Genomic DNA, 20,256 nt, shown 5'->3' on the forward strand with positions numbered 1-20,256 from the left:
GATGCAGACCAAACTCTATATCAATGGCGAATGGGTGGCCCCGGTCGAGGGCGGGACGCTGCCGGTCATCGACCCGGCGACCGAGGAAGTATTCCACCACATCCCCGCCGCCGCCGCCCCCGATGCCGAAATCGCCGTCGCCGCCGCGCGCGAGGCCTTCGACAACGGCCCCTGGCCGCGCCTGACCGGCGCCGAGCGCGCGAAATACCTGCGCGCCATCGCCCAGGGCATCCGCGACCGGCTGCCGGAACTGGCGCATATCGAGACCCGCGACAACGGCAAGCCGCTGCCCGAATCCGAATGGGATCTGAGCGACGCGGCCGGCTGCTTCGACTTCTACGCGGATCTGGCCGAGGAACTGGACGGCGAGGTCGAGGAGGTGAAGCTGGCCGACGACCGCTTCGCCTCGAAGGCGGTGCGCGAGCCGCTGGGCGTCGCGGTCGCCATCGTGCCTTGGAACTATCCGCTGCTGATGGCCTCGTGGAAGGTCGCCCCGGCGCTGGCCGCGGGCTGCACCATGATCCTGAAGCCGGCCGAGACCACCTCGCTGACCGCGCTGGAACTGGGCGCCATCGCCGAGGCGGCGGGCCTGCCCAAGGGGGTGCTGAACATCCTGTCGGGCAAGGGCTCGGTCGTCGGCCAGGCGCTGGTCGAGCATCCGCAGGTGGACAAGGTGGCCTTCACCGGCTCGGGTCCGGTCGGGTCGCGGATCATGGCCACGGGCGCCAAGGACGTGAAGCGCATCAGCCTGGAACTGGGCGGCAAGTCGCCCTTCGTGGTCTTTGCCGACAGCGATATCGAGAAGGCGGTCGAATGGATCATGTTCGGCATCTTCTGGAACCAGGGACAGGTCTGCTCGGCCACCTCCCGCGTGCTGGTCGAGGCGCCGCTTTACCCGCGCCTGCTGGAGCGGCTGGTCGAGGAAGCCGGAAAGATCCGCATCGGCAACGGGCTGGACGAGGGCACCCTGCTTGGCCCGCTGGTCAACAAAAGCCAGTATGAAGACGTGCTGCGCCATATCGACCGCGCCGTCGAACAGGGCGCGACCGTCGCCTGCGGCGGCCGCTACGACGGCTTCGACAAGGGTTTCTGGGTGGCGCCCACCATCCTGACCGACATGGCGCTGGACAGCGACGCCTGGGTCGAGGAGATCTTCGGCCCCGTGGTCTGCATCCGTCCCTTCGACACCGAGGACGAGGCGATCCGGCTGGCCAACGATTCGCGCTTCGGCCTGGCCGCGGCGGTGATGTCCGCCGACGAGGCGCGCTGCGAGCGGGTGGCCCGCGCCTTCCGCGCCGGCATCGTCTGGATCAACTGCAGCCAGCCCACCTTCACCGAGGCGCCCTGGGGCGGCTACAAGCAATCCGGCATCGGCCGCGAACTGGGCCGCTGGGGTCTGGATAACTACCTGGAAACCAAGCAGATCACCAGCTTCACCAGCGAAGAGCCCTGGGGATGGTATCTGAAATGACCTTCGAGAAATCCCTCGACATCCTGCTGGTGCATTGCCAGGGCGAAAGCGGCAACGTGCTGGTCGGCGGCGCGCCCGAGATTCCGGGCGCCACCATCCTCGACAAGATGAACCACCTCAACCAGGTGGATTCCTCGCTGCGCCTGTTCCTGACGCGCGAGCCGCGGGCGCAGGTGGTTCATACCACCAACCTGCTGCTGGAACCGACCCGGCCCGATGCCGATGCGGGCTTCATCGTCCTGCAGCCGGATCGCGCCCATCCCATGTCCGGCTCGAACTGCATCTGCGTGGTGACGGCGCTGCTGGAAACCGGGTGGGTCAAGATGGTCGAGCCGGAAACCGTGGTGCGGCTGGACACGGCCGCCGGGCTGATCGTGGCGCGCGCGCAATGCAGGGACGGCCGCTGCCTCTCGGTCAGCCTCGACAACGTGCCGGCCTTCGTCCAGCAGCTCGACGTTCCGGTCTCGACCCCGGAATGGGGCACGATCCAGGCCGACATCGCCTTTGGCGGCGTCTTCTACGCCCAGATCGACGTGGACCAGGTCGGCCTGCGCATCGTCCCCGAGGCGGCCCGCGCCCTGGCCGAGGCCGGGACCGAGATCAAGGCGCTGCTGGCCGAGCAGGTCGCGGTCCAGCACCCCGAGATCGCCAGCCTGAACGAGATCGCCTATGTGATGTTCCGCGACTACCAGCCGGACGGCTCGGTCGTGACCTGCACCACGCTGAAGCCGGGCCGGGTCGACCGCTCGCCCTGCGGCACCGGATCGTCGGCCAACCTGGCGGTGCTGCATGCGCGCGGACTGGCGAAGACCGGCGACAAGCGGCTGTCGCACAGCATCATCGGCGGCACCTTCACCGCCGAGATCCTGGGCGAAACCACCGTCGGCAACCGCCCCGCCGTCCTGCCGCGCATCACCGGACAGGGCTATATCTTCGGCCGCCAGCAGTTGCGGCTGGATCCGCAGGATCCGTTTGCGCAGGGCTTTGCCATGTCGGACACCTGGGGTCCGCAGGTGGGCGAGCTGTGACGCTGTCCGGGCAATCCATCCTCGTCACCGGCGCGACCGGCGCCATCGGCCGGGCGATCTGCCACGCGCTGGTGGCCGAGGGGGCGCGGGTCGTCATCCATTACGGCCGCAACCGGGACGCGGCCGAGGCGCTGCTGGCCGCGCTGGACGGCCGGGGCTGGTGCCTTTCGGCCGACCTGTCCGACCCCGCGGCCCCGCAGGCGCTGTGGGATCGGGCCGTGGCGGCGGCGGGGCGGCTGACCGGGCTGGTCAACAATGCCGGCATCCGTTCCGAGGTCGCCGTCAACGCACCCATGGAGGAATGGCAGCGGGTCTGGGCCCGCGAGATGCGGGTGAATTTCCTGTCGGCCGTGGACCTGTCGAAGCTGGCGATCCTGCATTTCCGGCAAAATGGCGGCGGGCGCATCGTCAACATGGCCAGCCGCGCCGGGCAGCGCGGCTATGCCTCGACTGCCATGGCCTATGGCGCCTCCAAGGCCGCGCTGATCAACCTGACCAAATCCATCGCGCAAAGCCATGGCCATGAAGGCGTGACCTCGGTCGCTCTGGCGCCCGGCTGGGTGCGCACCGAGATGGCCGAGGCCTATATCGCCCAGCATGGCGAGGCGGCGGCGCTGGCCGGCATCCCCATCGCCCGCATGGCCGCGCCCGAGGAGATCGGCGAAATCACCGCATTCGCCTTCCGTCCCTCGCAAGCGTCGCTGAACGGTGCGGTGCTGGATGTGAACGGCGGCAGCTACCTGAGGTAACACCATGCGTTTCCAGAACAAGACCGTCATCGTCACCGGCGCCGCGGGCGGCATCGGCGCGGCGATCAGCGCCCGCTTCGCCGCCGAGGGCGCGCAGGTCGTCGTCACCGACGTGAACGCCGAAGGCGCCGAGGCGACCGTGGCCGAAATCCTGGCGCAGGGCGGCACGGCGCGCGCGCTGGCCGGCGACATCGCGCAGCCCGAAGGCTGCCGGGCGATCGTCGAGAACGTCATCGCCACCGAGGGCGCCATCGACGTGCTGTGCAACAATGCCGGCATCAACCGGCGCGGCAACCTGCTGTCGCTGACGCCCGAGGACTGGCGGCTGTCCTTCGCCATCAATATCGATGCGATGTTCCACCTGTGCCAGGCCGCCCTGCCCCACATGATCGCGGCGGGCGGCGGCGCCATCGTCAACACCGCCTCGCAATGGGGGCTTCATCCGGCGCCGAACCACATCGCCTATAACGTGACCAAGGCGGCGGTGGCGAGCTTTACCCAGAACCTCGCCCGCGACTATGCGCCCCAGAAGATCCGCGTGAACGCCGTCTGCCCGGGCGAGATCCACACGCCGATGCTGGAGGCGGGGGTCAGGCGCGCAGGCCGCACCATCGCCGACCTGGACAGGCTGGTGCCCTTCGGCCGCATCGGCAAGCCCGAGGAGGTGGCGGCGCTGGTCGCCTTCCTCGCCTCGGACGAAGCCGCCTTCATGTGCGGCTCTCTGGTCGAGATCACCGGCGCGCAGGCCGTCGCCTGAGGCAGGACACGAGCCCGGACCCGAGGTCGGCGCGCTTCCCTGCCTCGGTCAAGGAGGCGTTGTTGAGGAAGCCGGGGCAAGGCGCATCTTTGCCGCTGGCGGTGGGAGAAGGCCGATGCGCTCCTCCATCGTTCGGATCAGGGATCGCGATCCACCGGCGCGCAGTTCCAGCACCTGCTTGCCGACAGCGGCATCACCCGCTCGATGGGCGGGGCGGGCTATGTCCGCATGATGGAACGCATCAGCGACGAAGCCCGATCCGACCTTCTCGGCGGCATCGCATTCGCCACGCCGGCATGCGCAAGCGGGGAAGCTCGCCAATCCGGACAAAACGGCCCAGCTTCTGCTTTCCGGCTATGCCGTATCGGAAGCTTCCTCTGGTGAAACGCCTCCGGTGGGCGTCCAACGCAGCGGAGATTTTCTTTCCAGCGCGCCGCTGAGATGCTTTCGCATCAGATAGGACGCCTCCAGCACCTCGTTCTGGTCCAGCGCGTCGAGAATTCGCAGATGGTCGGAGCACTGGATGCGGAACCTGTCGCGATCGACATTGGCGCGATATTCCAGCAGGCGCCGCATCCGGTTGATGCGCACCAGCGAGGTGTGCAGGAAAGGATTTCCGGACATGCGCAGCAATTCCTCGTGAAACAGCGAGCCGTTCTCCAGCAGCCGCTCGGCGGGAAGATTGGCGATGTCGGTTTCCAGCATCCGCTCCTGGATGCGGCGCTGTTCGGACAGGATCTGGCGGTCGAGCCGGAAGCTGGGCTCCAGCATCCCCGCAGGCTCGATGATCATCCGGAAACGATAGATCTGCTCGAAGGACTCCGGAGTCTTGGCAACCGGCAGCAGGCGCCAACCATAGCCCTGCTTGCGCTCGGCCCAGCCCTCGCGCGAGGCGCGCATCAGGATATCGGTCACCTGCGTGCGGGTCAGGCCATAGCGGTCGCGCAGCATCTGCTCGGTGACATCGGCCTCGATCCGGTCGTCGATCCAGTCGTCGGCCAGCCTGTAATAGGCCCGGTTCGCCTCTCGTGGGAGCGGATCGCTGGATTTCAACACCTCCTGCGGCGCTGCACAGGTGAAAAAGCCGCGATTGGGAATCTGCTCGATGATCTTCTGCTCGCAAAGCAGCGCCAGGGCTTCGCGCACCGGAGAGCGTGAGACCCCGAACTGATCGGCCAGCCCCTGGGTAACAAGCTTCGTCCCCACCGGCAGCTCCTTGCCCAGGATGTCGTCCCGGATGCGGCCGGCCAGGCTGATCACCAGCGGCGTCGGAGCTGGGGAACGGCTGCTTTCCGGTTCGTCTCGCATCGCTTTCCGCCTGCTGCTCTTCATGGCCCCATCCTACAGATGATTTTCTTGACGCACAAATCCAAAATTATGATTGCCTTTATTTCGCAACAAAGCCAATCTGACCCCAGGCCGCCTCGATTCGCAGCGCGGCAGAAGGGAGAAGATGAATGCGTTTCCTCGTCCTGCCGTGCGACGGCATCGGGCCCGAAATTACCAAGGCCACAATGGAAGTTCTCGAGGCGGCCAATGCGCGCTTCGGACTGGGTATCGCCAGCGACTACGAGGATGTTGGGTTCCCCAGCCTGGCGAAATACGGCACGACGCTGCGCGATGAAGTGATCGAAAAAGCCAAAACCTATGACGGGATCATCCTTGGCCCGCAATCGCATATGGACTATCCGCCGCGCGACCAGGGCGGGGTGAACGTCTCGGGCGGGTTCCGCGTCAGGCTGGACCTTTACGCCAATGTGCGCCCGGCGCGGACCCGGCCCTTCCTGCCGGGCAAGAAGATGGACCTGGTCATCATGCGCGAGGCGACCGAGGGCTTCTATCCCGACCGCAACATGTTCAAGGGCCTTGGTGAGTTCATGCCGACCGAGGACGTGGCGCTGTCGGTGCGCAAGCTGACCTCGAAGGCCTGCGAGCGGATCGCCCGCGAGGCATTCAAGCTGGCCATGCGGCGGGGCAAGAAGGTGACGGCGGTCCACAAGGCCAACAACTTCATCATCACCGACGGCTTCTTTCTCGACTGGGTGCGCAAGGTCCACAAGGACTTCCCCGAAGTCGAGCTGAACGATGTCATCATCGACGCCATGGCCGCGCATCTGGTGCGCGACCCCTCGCGCTACGACGTCATCGTCTCGACCAATTTCTATTCCGACATCATCTCGGATCTGGCCTCGGAACTGTCGGGCAGCCTCGGGCTGGCCGGCTCGATCAACGCCAATGCGGAAACCGGGCTGGTCTGCGCGCAGGCACAGCACGGATCGGCGCCCGATATCGAGAACCAGAACATCGCCAACCCCTGCTCGCTGATCCTGTCGGTGGCGATGATGCTGAGCTGGCTGGGCGAGCGCAACGGCAACGAGGCGCTGTGCGCCGCCGGGGCCGAGATCGACCGCGCGGTGGATGCCGTGCTGGAAAGGCCGGAAAACCGCACCCGCGATCTGGGCGGCTCGGTCAATACCGACGCCTTCGGCGCGCTGGTCGCGGCCGAGATCGCAAGGCCGGCGGCTTCGTCGGCGGCCTGAGAAAGCACCGGCTTCGCGGGGCCCGGAGGAGGGCTCCGCGAATGATATCGGGCCAGAAGGGGCCCGGAAAGATCGGCAGGCGAGCCGCGCATCGGCGGCAGCGGCATCACCATATCTCGTAATTCAGGGAGGAATGACGATGAAACTCACAAGACGCGCATTCGCGACAGCCGGCTGCGCTCTGGCCCTGGCGGCCGGGGCGGGATGGGCCCAGGATGTTCCCGCAGGCTATCCCGACGACTATGCGCAACTTGTCGAGGCGGCGAAATCGCAGGGAAAGGTGGTGGTCTACACCTCTACCGACATTGCCCAGGCCCAGGCCATGCTGGACGCCTTCACGCAGAAATACGGCATCCAGGTCGAATATAACGACCTGGGCACCAATGGCGCCTATAACCGCGCGATTTCCGAGGCCGCCGCGAACCAGATGGGCGCGGATATCGTCTGGAGTTCCGCCATGGACCTGCAGATGGTGCTGGCCGCCGACGGCTATGCGGAAACCTACGCGTCCCCCGAAACCGGCAACCTGCCGGAATGGGCGGTCTATCAGGACCAGATCTATGCCACCACGGTCGAGCCGATCGGGATCATCTACAATACCGGCGCGATCTCCGAGGAGGAATTCCCCCGGACCCGGGCCGATCTGATCGCCTATCTGAACGAAAACCGGGACAAGCTGCGGGGCAAGGTCGCCACCTTCGACCCGGAAAAAAGCGGCACCGGCTTCCTGCATCACACCAACGACGTCGAGCAGACCGACAATTTCTGGGATCTGGCAAAGGCCTTGGGCGCCGTCGGCGTGCGCACCTATTCCAGCTCCGGTTCGATGCGCGAGACCGTCGTGTCGGGCGAGAATGTCATGTCGATCAACATCATCGGCTCCTACGCGCTGGAATGGGTCCAGGACAGCCCGAACCTGGGCGTCGCCTTCGGCGAGGATTACACCGCCGCCTTCTCGCGTCTTGCGCTTCTGACCAAGGGCGCCCCGCATCCCGACGCCGGCAAGCTGCTGATCGATTTCATGCTTTCGCATGAGGGGCAATCGGCACTCGCCGCGGGCGGGCTGCCCTCGGTGCGCAGCGACGTGACGACCGGATTGAACATCGACTCGCTCAACGAGCGCGTGGGCGGCAGCCTGAAGCCCATTGCGGTCAGCGAGGACCTGCTGACCTACATGGCGCCGCAAAAGCGCGTGGAGTTCTTCCGCGAGTGGAACGCCGCCATCGGCAAATGATCCTCCCGGGTGCCGTCGCCGTTCGCGCGGCACCCCCTTGCAGGACGAGTAACCAGACATGACCGCCAATTCCATCCTTGCCGCGCGGGCAAGTGCCGGGACCGGGATCCCCGCCCCGCCGCCGAAGATCCGCCATCGCAGCGATGCGGGCCTGTATCGCATCATCGTCATCGGCCTGCTCGCCATCGCCGTCATGGCGCCGGTCGGCCTCATCATCTATCAAAGCTTTCTCGACGGGCCCTTCTTCAGCCCCCGCGCCACGCTGAGCTTCAGCGCCTACAGCTATGTGCTGACCGACCCGATGTTCTGGAAGGCCTTGTGGACGACGACCGTCTTCGCGGTCGGCATGGTCGCGATCGCGGTCCCGCTTGGCGGGCTTTTGGCCTTCCTGCTGACCCGGACCGACATCCGCTTCAAGCGGACGCTGGAAATCCTGGTGCTGGTGCCGATGTTCATCTCGTCCATCGTGCTGGCCTTCGGCTATACCGTCTCGGTCGGGCCGTCGGGCTTCGTGTCGATGTGGATGCGCAGCGTCTTCGGCTTCGTGCCGTGGAACCTCTATTCGCTGCCGGGCATCATCCTGATCGCCGGTCTCAGCCATGTGCCGCATGTCTACCTGTATGTCTCGGCCGCGATGCGCAACCTGCCCTCGGACCTGGAAGAGGCGGCGCGCACCTCGGGCGCCAGCATCTGGCAGGTCTCGCGCGACGTGACCCTGCCGATGGTGCTGCCGGCGCTGATCTTCGCCGCCGCGCTGAACCTGCTCTTGGGTTTCGAGACCTTCGGCATCCCGCTGGTGCTGGGCGATCCGAACGGGATCCTGGTCCTGACCACCTATATCTACAAGCTGACGACGCTGTTCGGCGTGCCGACCTATCAGCTGATGGCGGTGGTCGCGGTGGTGCTGATCCTGATCACCCTGCCGCTGGTCTTCTTCCAGCGCCGCCTGCTGCGCAACAGCCGCCGCTATGCCGCGCTTGGCGGCAAGGGCGCGCGGACCACGCGGTTGAAGCTGGGAACGAAGGGCCAGACCATCGCGCTGTCCATCATCGGGCTGTGGCTGTTCGTGTCTGTGGTCCTGCCCATCGGCGGCATCACCGTGCGCGCCTTCGTCAGCGCCTGGGGACAGGGCATCAGCCTGTGGGATCACCTGACGCTGGCCAATTTCGACCGGATGCTCAGCGTGCCCAGCCTCAGCCGGGGGATCGTGAACACGCTGCTGCTCAGCGTGGTGGGCGGGGCCGCGGCGGTGTTCCTCTATCTGCTGATCGGCCTTGCCGGGCATCGCAACACCGGCCACAGCAACACGGTGCTGGACTATATCGTGCTGCTGCCGCGCGCGCTGCCGGGGCTGGTGGTCGGGCTGGCCTTCTTCTGGGTGTTCCTGTTCGTGCCCTTCCTGACCCCGCTGCGCCCGACGCTGATCGCGCTGTTCGTGGCCTATATGATCGTCGGCCTGTCCTATGGCCTACGTCTGCTGCAGGGCACGCTGATCCAGGTCGCGCCCGAGCTTGAGGAATCCGCCCGCACCACCGGCGCCACCATCGGCCGGACATGGCGCGACGTAGTGATCCCCATCGTGCGTCCCGGCCTGGCCGGCGCATGGGCGCTGATCATGATCATCTTCCTGCGCGAATACGCCACCGGCGTCTATCTGATGGGCGCGGGAACCGAGGTGATCGGCTCGCTCATGGTCACGCTGCTGCAGACCGGGGCGATGGACACGATCGCCGCGCTGGCCTTCATCTCGATCATCATGACCGCCGCCGGTCTGACCCTTGCCCTTCGTCTGGGAGCGAAAATCCATGACTGAACTCATCGTCGAAAATGTCCAGAAATGGCTGGGCGGCCTGCAGATCCTGAAAGGCGCCTCGCTGAAAGGGGAACGCGGCTCGATCGTGGCGCTGCTGGGCGCCTCGGGCTCGGGCAAGACCACGCTCTTGCGCTGCATCGCGGGGCTCGAACAGCCCGAGATCGGCTATATCAAGATCGGCGACAAGATCGCGCTGAACAGCGAGAAAGCCATCCAGCTGCCGCCCGAACAGCGCAATATCGGGCTGGTGTTCCAGTCCTATGCGCTGTGGCCGCACCGCACGGTCAAGGAAAACGTGGGCTACGGGTTGAAGCTGCGCGGCGTGAACGCGGCCGAGATGGGCAGGCGCATCCAGCATATCCTGGACCGCCTTGGCCTCGGCCATCTGGCCGACCGCTATCCCAGCCAGCTTTCGGGCGGGCAGCAGCAGCGGGTGGCCATCTGCCGGGCGCTGGTCTACGAGCCCCGCGTGCTGCTGCTGGACGAGCCGCTGTCGAACCTCGACGCCAAGCTGCGCGAGGAAGCCCGCTACTGGATCCGCAAGCTGATCCTGGACCTGGAGATCTGCGCCATCCTGGTGACGCATGACCAGACCGAGGCGCTGGCCGCGGCCGACCATATCCTGCTGTTGGAAAACGGGCGGATCGTGCAGGACGGCTCTCCGCATGACATCTATACCAACCCGACCAGCTTCTACGCGGCGGATTTCCTTGGCGCGAACAATATCGCGCGCGGCAAGGTGCTGTCGGTGAACGGGCCCCAGGTCCTGCTGGGCGGCGACGGCTGGCAGCTGAACGGGGCGGTGCGCGATCCGGCCGGCCTTGCGCCCGGCGCGGAGGCGCAGGCGGTGATCCGGGTCGAACAGATCCGCGTCGCGCAAGAGCCCGGCGCGGGCCGGATCGAGATGCAGCTGGACGACAGCCTCTATCTCGGCGACCGCTGGGAATACCGGCTGCGGCGCGGCGATTTCGCGTTGAAGGCCCACGGGGCGCACAGCCTGCCCGCCGGCCGGGTCTATGCCGACATCTCGCCCGAACATGTCTGGGTGTTCCCGGCACAGGCCGCATGACGTCGCAAGGGCGCGCCTGACCGCGCGTCCGCCATTTTCCCAAGGACCATCCGATGCCGCCCCGTATTGCCCTGATCCACGCCACCCCCATCGCGGTGGACCCGATCCATGCCGCCTTCGCACGCGACTGGCCCGAGGCCGAGCCCATCGACATCATGGATTACAGCCTCTCGGCCGACCGGGCGGCCGGCGGCGGCATCACCCCGCAACTGGCCGAGCGGATCGCGGCACTGGCCCGCTACGGCGTCAGCACGGGCGCGCGGGCGGTGCTGTTCACCTGTTCCGCCTTCGGCAGCGCCATCGAGGCTGCGGCGGCGGAATGCCCGGTGCCGGTGCTGAAGCCCAACGAGGCGATGTTCCAGTCCGCGATCCGCGCCGGCGGCCGGGTGGCGATGATCTATACCTTCCCGCCCGCCGCCGCCTCGATGGAGGAGGAATTCCGCGACGAGGCCGCCCGGCTGAACCCGGATGCCCGCCTGACCTCGATCCTCGCGCCCGGCGCCATCGAGGCGGTCAGGGCCGGGGATATCGCAACGCATAACCGGCTGGTGGCCGAGGCCGCCAAGGGGCTGACGGGTTTCGACGCGATCACGCTGGCGCATTTTTCGACGACCCATGCGCTGGAGGCGGTGCGGGCGGCGACGGAGATTCCGGTCTTCGCCAGCCCGCCGGCGGCAATCGCAAGGCTGAGAAGCCTTCTGGCCTGAAAAAGTGATCGCGCCGGAGGAGCGCGGCAAAAGCTGTTCGTGGACAATGCGGCGGCGCTCTACGGCATTGGCGCCTGACCGAGCGCAGAGAGGAAAACCATGCTGATCGGGGTGATCGCGGACGATTTTACCGGGGCGAGCGATATCGCCAACACGCTGGCCAAGGGGCATGAGGACAGTGCCGGCCTGCGCGTCGTGCAGTATCTGGGCATTCCCGACCGGCCCGCCGATTCCGGCGTCGAGGCCGGGGTGGTGTCGCTGAAAAGCCGCTCGACCCCGGTGGCCGAGGCGGTGCGGGAGTCGCTTGCCGCGCTGGACTGGCTGCTGGCGCAGGGCTGTCGGCAGATCGTGTTCAAATACTGCTCGACCTTCGATTCCACACCTGAGGGCAATATCGGCCCGGTGGCGCAGGCGCTGGCCGAGCGGCTGGGCGCAAGCGGGGTCGTGGTCTGCCCGGCCTTTCCGACGATGGGTCGCACGATCTATCAGGGGCACCTTTTCGTCAATGACCGCCTGCTGAGCGAAAGCGGGATGCAAGATCATCCCCTGACCCCGATGACCGACCCGGATATCCGCCGCTGGCTGTCCCATCAGGTGCCGGGGCCGGTCGGGCTGGTGCCCGCGCCGGTGGTGCGACAGGGCGCCGACGCCATCCGGCAGGCGCTGGCCGACAGCGATGCCACGCTGGTCGTGGTCGACGCCATCGACGACGCCGATCTGATGCAGATCGGCCGCGCCGTCGCCGGGGCGCGCCTGGTGACCGGCGGCTCCGGCATCGCGCTTGGCCTTGCGCGCAATTTCCCGGGCGCAGGCCGCCTCGGTGCAGCGGCGGCCCGGGCCAATGACGCGCCGGGCGCGATCCTTGCCGGAAGCTGCTCGGGCATGACGCGCCGCCAGATCGAGGCGCATGGGCGCGACCATCCGGTGCTGGAAATCGACGTCGAGGCAGTGATGCAGGACCGGCTGGGCGTGGATGACATCGCCGCTTTCCTGCTGCATCACCCGGACCGCGCCCCTCTGGCCTTTTCTTCGGGCCACCCCGGGCAGGTCGCCGCGATGCAGGCGCGATATGGCCGCGAAGCGGTCGCCGGACGGCTTGACGCCCTGTTCGGCGATGTTGCCCGCCGCCTGGTCGCCTCGGGCGTTGGCCGGCTGGTGGTTGCGGGGGGCGAGACCTCGGGCGCGGTGGTCTCGGCTTTGGACCTCGGCGCGCTGGAGATCGGAGCCGAGATCGCGCCGGGCGTGCCGGTCCTGACCTCGGCGGAGGGGCTGGCCCTCGCGCTGAAATCCGGCAATTTCGGGGATGAGGATTTCTTCATCCGCGCTCTGGACATGATGAGAGGCAAGGCATGACCGAACAGGAATTGCGCGAAGAACTGGTCCGCCTGGCGCGCTCGCTTTACGAGCGCGGCTTCTCGGTCGGCTCGGCCGGCAATATCAGCGTGGCGCTGCCGGATGGCTGGCTGATGACGCCGACCAATTCCTGCCTGGGTTTCCTTGAGGCCGACCGCATCTCGCGGCTGGACCGGGACTGGAATCATGTCGGCGGCGACAGGCCCTCGAAAGAGGTCTTCCTGCATCGTGCCTTCTACGAAACCCGCCCCGGCACCGGCGCGGTGGTGCATCTGCATTCGACCCATGCGACCGCGCTGTCCTGCCTTGAGGATCTGGACCCCGAGGATACGATTCCGCCGCTGACCCCCTATGTGGTGATGCGTGTCGGGCGGGTGCCGCTGCTTCCTTATGTCATCCCCGGCGATCCGGCCTCGGGCGACCTGATCCGGGGGCTGGAGGGCCGGCATCCGGCCGTGCTGCTGGCCAATCACGGCCCGGTCGTCTCGGGCCGGAATCTGCGCTCGGCGGTCTATGCCGCCGAGGAGCTGGAGGAAACCGCGAAACTGGCCGTCCTGCTGGCCGGCCGCAAGGTCCGGCTGCTGAAGGGCGCGGATATCGAGGCGCTGGAAGCGCGCTATGCCGCCGCCATGCGATAGGAGAAGCGAGATGTTCGAAGTTCTGGCCCCGACCGGGGAAATCCGCATTGCGATCGCCGTCGGTCCGACGAAATCCGCGGTCTGGACCCGGATCCCCGAGGGCGGGACCGAACCCGAAGGCGTCACCGTCGACCTGGCCCGCCGTATCGGCGAGATCACCGGCCTGCCGGTGCGGCTGGTGCCTCTGTCCAGCTCGGGCGAGATCATCGCCACCGCAGACCAAGGCATCTGGGACCTGTCCTTCACCCCTGTCGACGCAGCCCGCCGCGAGATCGTCGATTTCGGCCCGGCCTATCATGTCGGGGAAAGCAGCTATCTGGTGCGAGAGACCAGTCCCTTCCTCCGGGCCGAGGATCTGCATCGCCCCGGCGTCAGGATCATGGGCGTGGCCGAAACCGCGACCATCCGTTCCGCGCAGAAGGCGGCAGCGGGCGCGCAGGTGACAGGCGCGGCCGCCCTGCCCCAGGCGGTCGCGGCGTTCGAGGCCGGGGAATGCGACGCTTTGGCGCTTGGCCGGCTTGCGCTCGACGATCTGGTGCGGCGCCTGCCGGGCACCCGAATCACCGAAGGCAACTTTCACATCGCAGAAACCGCGATTGCCGTTCCCAAGGGGCGTCCCGAGGCTCTGGCCGCCGCCAGCGAATTGATCGCGCGGATGAAGGCGGACGGCACGGTGGCCGACAGTTTCCGGCGGCATGGCATGGCGGATGCGGTCATCCCGGAATGAGCCGTCCGAGTCAACGCTGCAGAAAGGTCCGGAGACAATGAGCATGTCACACAGGGAAACACCGGGATCATGTCGTGCCGAAATCCGCAGGAAGATCACGTCCCCCGGCGGCCTGCTGCGCTTTGCGACATGAGCCGGCTGCCGGCTTATATTGCCCATCTGCATGGCGGCTTGCCGTTGGCCGGGCGGCCGGGTGCGGCAGGGCGCGACGGCTTTGACGCCGTCGAACGTCCGGACCGCTGCGACATTCCGGCGCCCGAACCGCATGAGCAGTCCGACATGTTGCGGCAGGACCAGAAGATCATCGACCTGCCCGCCGCCGCAGGAGCCGACCTGATCCGCCTGCCGCATATCCATCGCCTGCTGCTGGAAAACGTGCTGCGCAATGCGCCCGACCCGCAGGCCGCCCGTGCCGCGATCCTCGCCTGGCTGGAAACCGGCCGCTCGGAAGCCGAGATCCCCTTCCTGCCGGGCCGCGTGCTGATGCACGACACCACCTGCGGCCCGGCGCTGGTCGATATCGCCGCCATGCGCTCGGCCCTGGCCGAGGCCGGGCACGACCCGCAGCTTCTGAACCCGGTGCTGCCGGTCGATGTCTCGACCGATCATTCGCTGGCGGTGGACGCCTATGCCGTGCCCGGCGCCATGGCCCGCAACATCCGGAACGAATACCGCCGCAATGCCGAGCGTTACCGCTTCATGAAATGGGCAACGAACAGCCTGGCGAATTTTCGCGCCCACCCGCCGGGGACCGGCATCATGCACACGCTGAACCTGGAACGGCTGGCGACGGTGGTGACGGAACGCGACGGCAGGATCATGCCCGACACGCTGATCGGCACCGACAGCCATACGCCGATGATCAACGGCATCGGCGTGCTGGCCTGGGGCGTCGGCGGGATCGAGGCGGAAAGCGTGATGTTCGGCATGCCGGTAATGCTGCGCGTGCCCGAGGTGGTGGGCGTGCGGCTGACCGGGCGGCTGCGCGAGGGCGTGACCGCCACCGATCTGGCGCTGACCGTCACGGAACGGCTGCGCCGCATCGATCTGGCCGACCGTTTCGTCGAGTTCTTCGGGCCCGGCGTCTCGGCGCTCTCGGCCGGGGATCGCGCGGTCGTCGCCAACATGACGCCGGAATTCGGCGGCAATTCCGGCTTCTTCCCGGTCGATCAGGCGACTATCGCCTATCTGCGCCAGACCGGCCGCACGCCCGGCCATTGCGCGCTGGTCGAGGAATATTGCCGCCGTCAGGGCCTATGGTTCGATCCAAGCCAGAGCCCGGTCTTCACCGAGGTGATCGACCTGGACCTGGGCGCGGTCGAGGTCAGCGTCGCCGGCCCGCGCCGGCCGCAGGACCGCATCCCGGCCTCGGCCACCGCCCAGGCCACGGCGGCGATGCGCGGCCATGCGCCCCTTCCCGCCCCGCCGGGCCAGTCGCCGGACGGCGCCGTCGCCATCGCCGCCATCACCAGTTGCACCAATACCAGCGACCCGCGCCTGCTGGTCGCCGCGGGCCTGGTCGCGCGCAAGGCCCGCGCCCTGGGGCTGCGCCCGCCCGCCCATGTCAAGACCTCGCTGGCGCCGGGATCACCCACCGCGCAACGCTACCTGGAGCGCGCGGGCCTGCTGGAGGATCTGGAGGCCGTCGGTTTCGGCATCGTCGGCTATGGCTGCACCACCTGCATCGGCAATTCCGGTCCGCTGCCGGACACGGCCGTCGAGGCACAGGCCGCGGGACGGCTGCAGGTCGCGGTCCTGTCGGGCAATCGCAACTTTCCCGGCCGGGTGCATCCGCAGCTGGAGGCCGGCTTCCTTGCCTCGCCGCCGCTGGTCGTGGCCTTCGCCCTGGCCGGAGACGTGGAACGCGACATCCTGCACGACGAGATCGCGCCGGGCGTGGGGCTGGCCGATCTCTGGCCCTCGGGGGCCGAGATCGACGCGGCGCTGGCCCGGGCGCAGGACGCCGACGACTATGCCGCCGCCTATGACCAGGCCGAGGCGAGCGGGCTCTGGCGCGACCTCGACGCCCCGGACGCGCCGCTGTTTCCCTGGGATCCGGCCTCGACCTATATCCGCCGGCCGCCCTTCGCGGATTTCGCCGGCACGCGGCCGCGGCAGATCATTGCGGCGCCGATCCTGGTGCTGGGCGACGACATCACCACCGACCACATCTCGCCCGCCGGCGCCATCTCGGCCGACAGCGAGGCCGGCCGCTACCTGATCGAGCGCGGCGAGAGACCCGACGACCTCAACGTCTTCTCCTCGCGGCGCGGCAATTGGCAGGCGATGCTGCGCGGGCTCTTCACCAACAAATCGGTGCGCAACCTGCTGGCCGAGGACATCCCGCCCGGCAGCACCATCCTGCCCGACGGGCGGATCCTGCCGCTCTGGCGCGCGGCCGAGCATTACCGCGAGAGCTCCACCCCGGTCGTCATCGTCGCGGGCGAGCGTTACGGCATGGGCTCGTCGCGCGACTGGGCAGCCAAGGGCGCGGCGCTTCTGGGCACGCGGGCGGTGCTGGCGACAAGCTTCGAGCGCATCCACCGCGCGAACCTGATCGGCATGGGTATCCTGCCGCTGCGCCTGCCGGCCGGAACATCGCCGCAATCGCTGGCGCTGACGGTCGCCGACCGGATCGAGATCGCGCTCGATCCGTCGCGGCTGCAACCGCGCGCGCCTGTCGCGGTGGCGATCCATCGCACCGCGGGCACGGTCGAGGAATTCGACGCCACCGCCGCCATCGAAACCAGCCTTGAGATCGAGACGCTGGCGCAAGGCGGCCTCCTGCCCCTGATCCTCGACCGCGCGGCTCGGGCCAAGGCGGCGAACTGACCCGAGGAGGGGAACCGGCGGCGCGGAAAGCCACGCCGCCGGCGATGCGTCAAGCCAGTGCCGCCATCAGGATCAGCGCCAGCGCCACGGTGATGCCGCCGCCGATGCGGGTGGCGATCTGCGCGAAGGGCATCAGCATCATCCGGTTCGAAGCCGACAGGATGGCGATATCCCCTGCCCCGCCCATGCCGCTATGCGTGCTGGTCACGATGGCGGATTCGATCGGATAAAGATTGACCAGCCGCGCGGTCAGAAAGCCCGAGGCCGTCATCGTCAGCACGGTCGCCACGATGGTGATCAGATTGGCGGGCGCGAAGCCCTCGCTCAGCTTTTCCCAGGGCGTCAGCACGATGCCGAAGGCGAAAAGCATGGGATAGGCGATTGCGGTCAGGCAGAACTTGTAGACCGTATAGGAGCCGGCCTGCAGGCGGGGCGTGATGCCGTGGAACAACTTCAGCGCCACCGCCAGCGCCAGCATCACCACCGGCGCCGGAAAGCCCCAAAGCTGCTGGGACAGGGCGCCCGCCAGATAAAGCGTGACCGCGATCATGCCGGCCGCAGCGATGTTCTGGACGTTTCCGTCGGGTTTCACCGGCTCGGCGCCGGCCAGAAGATCATCGTCGCCATGCGGTTGCAGCTGTCCATTGCCGGTAAGTGCCGGCTTGCGACGGCCCAGCCAGCTGAGTGCGCCGGCGCAGATGATGGCGGTCAGGTTGCCGACCAGGATGGCCGGCATCACCCGGGCCAGCACCTCGCCCTGGTCCATGCCGGTGATGCCATGATAGCCGACCGAGAGCGGGATGGCCCCCTCGCCCACGCCGCCGGCCATGATCGGCGCGACGATGAAGAAGAACGTGTCCCAGGTACCCAGCCCCAGCAAGGTGCCGACCAGGGTGCCCACCGTCGCCGCGCAGACCGAGCCGACCGCCAGCGGCACGAAGATCTTCATGAAGCCCTTGATCAGCGTCGAGCGGTCCATGCTGAGGATCGAGCCGACGATCACCGCCGCGATGAACACGTAAAGCACGCCGGTGGACTTGAAGAAGGTCTCGACCACCGAGGTCATCTGCTCGGGAATCCAGCCCTTATAGGCCAGATAGGACGGCACGAATGTGACGACGACCGCCGCGCCGCCGATATTGCGCACGATGGGCAGGCGCTTGCCGATCTCGCCCAGGGTGAAGGCGAAGGCGGCCATGATGCCGATGACGGTGGCAATGTCGCCCTTGACCTTGCCCAGATGAACAAAGCTCGCCAGCACGACGACCAGCAGCACATAGGCGGGCAGCGGGATGATGCCGAGGTCGTGGTCCATCAGGCGGGCCCATGCGTTTCTGCGGCGTTCCGGCTCGGCGGATGGAATGGCGTGGGTTGGGGTAGAAGCGGTCATGACATCCTCCCGGAATGCGATCAGGCGAAAGACGGAAAATCGAAGAGCGTGGCCGGATTGGCGGTCAGGATCGCGGCCATCCGCGCATCGTCGGCCACCCATGCCCGCAACCGGCCAAGATCGGCGTTGCTGTCGATCTGGCGGAACGGCTCGATCTGGTCGGGGCTGCGGGCGGCCCGGTCGGCGCCGCCGCCGGTATGCGGCCAGTCCGACGCCCAGACCATGCGCTGCGGCGCCGCCTCGATCATCGCCTCGGCCGCCGGGCGCAGTTCCGAATGGTCGGGGCTGCGGCAACCGCAGCGATAGGGGGCCGACAGCTTGACCCAGACCCTCCCGCTTTCCAGCGCCCGCAGGATGGCGGTGAAATCGCGCCCGGATACCTCAGTTCCCGCCTTGAAGCCGGCATAATGGTCAAGGATCAGCGGCACCTCGCGGACCGCCTGCACCGCGGCGGCCGCAGTCGCGGTATCCACGTAAAGCTGCACGGCCATGCCGGTGCCGGCGAGTCGCCGCGCCGTGGCCTGAATCGTGGCCAGCTTGTCGACCGCCTTGCCGCCACCGGCCTCGAAATTCACCCGCAGGGCGCGGATGCCGGCGGCGTGCAGGGCCTCTAGTTCGGCATCGCTGACGGTTTGCGGATCGATCACCGCCACCCCGCGCGAGACCTGCGGGCCAAGCGCCTGCAGGGCCGAAAGCAAGCAGCGGTTGTCGGTGCCGTAAACGCTGGGCTGCACCAGGACGCATCGACCCAGGCCAAGGCGCGCCATATGCTGTTGCAATGCCTCGCAGCCGGCGGGACCGGGCGTATAGGCCCGGTCCGGGACATAGGGGAAATGGTCCGGGTCGAAGACGTGGACATGGCTGTCGCAGGCTCCGGCGGGAAGTGCGGTCATGAGGGTTTCCTTTCGTCCGGCACGCGGATCAGCCAGCGGGCGACCAGCGGCGCGCCCAGGATGACCAGCAGGATGCGGGTCAGGTGGTGGATGACGACAAAGCCCAGGTCGGCGCCGGCAATGATCGCCAGCATCGACATCTCGGCCTGGCCGCCGGGGGCAAAGGCCAGGAACCCCTCGACCGGCGGGGCGATGCCGGTCAGCGTCACGGTCTCGGTCACGATCGCGGCCAGGGCGGCAAGGATCAGCACGAAGGCCGCGCTGCCCATGACGGTGTCGCGAAACTCGCGCAGGGTGACGCCGGCATAGCCGATGCCGATGCCCAGCCCGATGAAGAATTGCGCGGCCCAAAGCGCCTCGCGCGGCGGGCGCATGTGCAGGAATCCGGCCAGCGACAGGATCGCGGCGACGATCAGCGGCCCGAGGATGGCCGCGCCGAAAAGCCCGGCGCGCTCGGCCGCCTTCCAGCCCAGGATGGCCGCGGCCAGCATCGTCGCCAGCTCGGAAAGAGGCAGGTCGGTCGCGGGCGGGCCGACCGGATTGCCCAGACCGACACCGTAAAGATGGACCAGCAGGAACGGCACCAGCACCAGGATCACCATCAGCCGGGTGACATGGACCAGGGACAGCTGCCGGACATTGGCGCCGGCCTCCTGGCCGAAGATGGTCATGTCGGCCGCACCGCCCGGCATCGCCGCATAGAAGGCCGTTATCGGATCGAAACCGCAGATCCGGCGAAAGAAGGGCACCCCGACAAGGACGATGGCGACGATATAGACCGGCACCAGCGCCACCGAGGCCAGCATCGAGGGCAATCGCTGGATGACCTCGGGCGTCACCGATGCGCCGATCGCGACCCCGAGCACCGTGCGGGCCGCGACCGAGATCCGTCCCGGCCCGGTCAGGGGCGCACGCAGCAGCGCGGCGACCAGGCAGGCCGTCATCGGTCCGAACAGGAAAGGCAGCGGCAGCCCCAGCAGCCAGAACGCCGCCACTCCGCCCAGACCCAGCAGAAGGGTCAGCACTTTCCGGCCAGCCAGGGACAGCATGGCGGG

General features: G+C 67.6%; 17 protein-coding genes. 13 read left to right on the forward strand and 4 right to left on the reverse strand.

Annotated features, from left to right (window positions below):
• The first annotated feature begins 1 nt into the window (after position 1).
• Genes L632_RS0109235 through L632_RS0109250 form a run of 4 tightly spaced genes read left to right on the forward strand, consistent with a single transcriptional unit; the run spans position 2 to position 4,005 of the window.
• On the forward strand, positions 2-1,471 hold the full coding sequence (locus L632_RS0109235) for an aldehyde dehydrogenase family protein (protein ID WP_028716670.1): 1,470 nt from the start codon (positions 2-4) through the stop codon (positions 1,469-1,471).
• Positions 1,468-2,499 carry a proline racemase family protein gene (locus L632_RS0109240; RefSeq protein WP_028716671.1) on the forward strand — a complete coding sequence of 344 codons (1,032 nt, stop codon included), beginning with the start codon at positions 1,468-1,470 and terminating at the stop codon, positions 2,497-2,499. The genes L632_RS0109235 and L632_RS0109240 overlap by 4 nt, the downstream gene beginning before the upstream one ends.
• Positions 2,496-3,248, forward strand: coding sequence for an SDR family NAD(P)-dependent oxidoreductase (locus L632_RS0109245; RefSeq protein WP_028716672.1), 753 nt, complete (start codon positions 2,496-2,498; stop codon positions 3,246-3,248). Before L632_RS0109240 ends, L632_RS0109245 begins: the two co-directional genes overlap by 4 nt.
• Positions 3,249-3,252: 4 nt before the next feature.
• The gene (locus L632_RS0109250; RefSeq protein ID WP_028716673.1) at positions 3,253-4,005 is read left to right on the forward strand and encodes an SDR family NAD(P)-dependent oxidoreductase; all 753 of its coding nucleotides are present in this window, start codon (positions 3,253-3,255) and stop codon (positions 4,003-4,005) included.
• Between the two features lie 354 nt (positions 4,006-4,359).
• Here the strand turns inward: L632_RS0109250 and L632_RS22350 are convergent, their stop codons facing one another.
• The gene (locus L632_RS22350) at positions 4,360-5,313 is read right to left on the reverse strand and encodes a GntR family transcriptional regulator (RefSeq protein WP_051476418.1); all 954 of its coding nucleotides are present in this window, start codon (positions 5,311-5,313) and stop codon (positions 4,360-4,362) included.
• A gap of 149 nt (positions 5,314-5,462) precedes the next feature.
• Between L632_RS22350 and L632_RS0109260 the strand changes: the two genes are divergently transcribed.
• The 9 genes from L632_RS0109260 to L632_RS0109300 all read left to right on the forward strand — a co-directional run bounded on the left by L632_RS0109260 (position 5,463) and on the right by L632_RS0109300 (position 16,918).
• Entirely contained in the window at positions 5,463-6,545 is a 1,083-nt protein-coding gene (locus L632_RS0109260) for an isocitrate/isopropylmalate dehydrogenase family protein (protein WP_028716674.1), read from the forward strand.
• A 139-nt stretch (positions 6,546-6,684) separates the two neighbouring features.
• Complete coding sequence (locus L632_RS0109265; protein WP_028716675.1) at positions 6,685-7,779, forward strand: ABC transporter substrate-binding protein; 1,095 nt, start codon at positions 6,685-6,687, stop codon at positions 7,777-7,779.
• Positions 7,780-7,837: 58 nt separating this feature from the next.
• Positions 7,838-9,592: an iron ABC transporter permease gene (locus tag L632_RS0109270; RefSeq protein WP_028716676.1), complete on the forward strand. Its 1,755-nt coding sequence runs from the start codon at positions 7,838-7,840 to the stop codon at positions 9,590-9,592.
• Positions 9,585-10,661 (forward strand): ABC transporter ATP-binding protein, encoded by a 1,077-nt coding sequence (locus L632_RS0109275; protein ID WP_028716677.1) that lies wholly within the window; start codon positions 9,585-9,587, stop codon positions 10,659-10,661. Before L632_RS0109270 ends, L632_RS0109275 begins: the two co-directional genes overlap by 8 nt.
• A 53-nt stretch (positions 10,662-10,714) precedes the next feature.
• Positions 10,715-11,368: an arylsulfatase gene (locus L632_RS0109280; protein WP_028716678.1), complete on the forward strand. Its 654-nt coding sequence runs from the start codon at positions 10,715-10,717 to the stop codon at positions 11,366-11,368.
• 99 nt (positions 11,369-11,467) lie between these two features.
• Positions 11,468-12,721, forward strand: coding sequence for a 3-oxo-tetronate kinase (gene otnK / locus L632_RS0109285; RefSeq protein ID WP_028716679.1), 1,254 nt, complete (start codon positions 11,468-11,470; stop codon positions 12,719-12,721).
• Complete coding sequence (otnC, locus tag L632_RS0109290) at positions 12,718-13,359, forward strand: 3-oxo-tetronate 4-phosphate decarboxylase (RefSeq protein WP_028716680.1); 642 nt, start codon at positions 12,718-12,720, stop codon at positions 13,357-13,359. The genes otnK and otnC overlap by 4 nt, the downstream gene beginning before the upstream one ends.
• Positions 13,360-13,369: 10 nt before the next feature.
• Positions 13,370-14,086 carry a transporter substrate-binding domain-containing protein gene (locus L632_RS22355; RefSeq protein ID WP_051476411.1) on the forward strand — a complete coding sequence of 239 codons (717 nt, stop codon included), beginning with the start codon at positions 13,370-13,372 and terminating at the stop codon, positions 14,084-14,086.
• Between the two features lie 279 nt (positions 14,087-14,365).
• On the forward strand, positions 14,366-16,918 hold the full coding sequence (locus tag L632_RS0109300) for an aconitate hydratase AcnA (protein ID WP_028716681.1): 2,553 nt from the start codon (positions 14,366-14,368) through the stop codon (positions 16,916-16,918).
• Between the two features lie 49 nt (positions 16,919-16,967).
• Here the strand turns inward: L632_RS0109300 and L632_RS0109305 are convergent, their stop codons facing one another.
• The 3 genes from L632_RS0109305 to L632_RS0109315 all read right to left on the reverse strand — a co-directional run bounded on the left by L632_RS0109305 (position 16,968) and on the right by L632_RS0109315 (position 20,250).
• Positions 16,968-18,233: a 2-hydroxycarboxylate transporter family protein gene (locus L632_RS0109305; protein ID WP_028716682.1), complete on the reverse strand. Its 1,266-nt coding sequence runs from the start codon at positions 18,231-18,233 to the stop codon at positions 16,968-16,970.
• Between the two features lie 95 nt (positions 18,234-18,328).
• Positions 18,329-19,201 (reverse strand): amidohydrolase, encoded by an 873-nt coding sequence (locus tag L632_RS22360; protein WP_051476412.1) that lies wholly within the window; start codon positions 19,199-19,201, stop codon positions 18,329-18,331.
• Positions 19,198-20,250, reverse strand: a complete 1,053-nt coding sequence (locus tag L632_RS0109315) for an AbrB family transcriptional regulator (protein ID WP_036697812.1) — start codon at positions 20,248-20,250, stop codon at positions 19,198-19,200. Before L632_RS0109315 ends, L632_RS22360 begins: the two co-directional genes overlap by 4 nt.
• Between the last annotated feature and the right edge of the window lie 6 nt (positions 20,251-20,256).

The organism is Paracoccus sp. J39 (genome assembly GCF_000518925.1).
Lineage (GTDB): Bacteria > Pseudomonadota > Alphaproteobacteria > Rhodobacterales > Rhodobacteraceae > Paracoccus.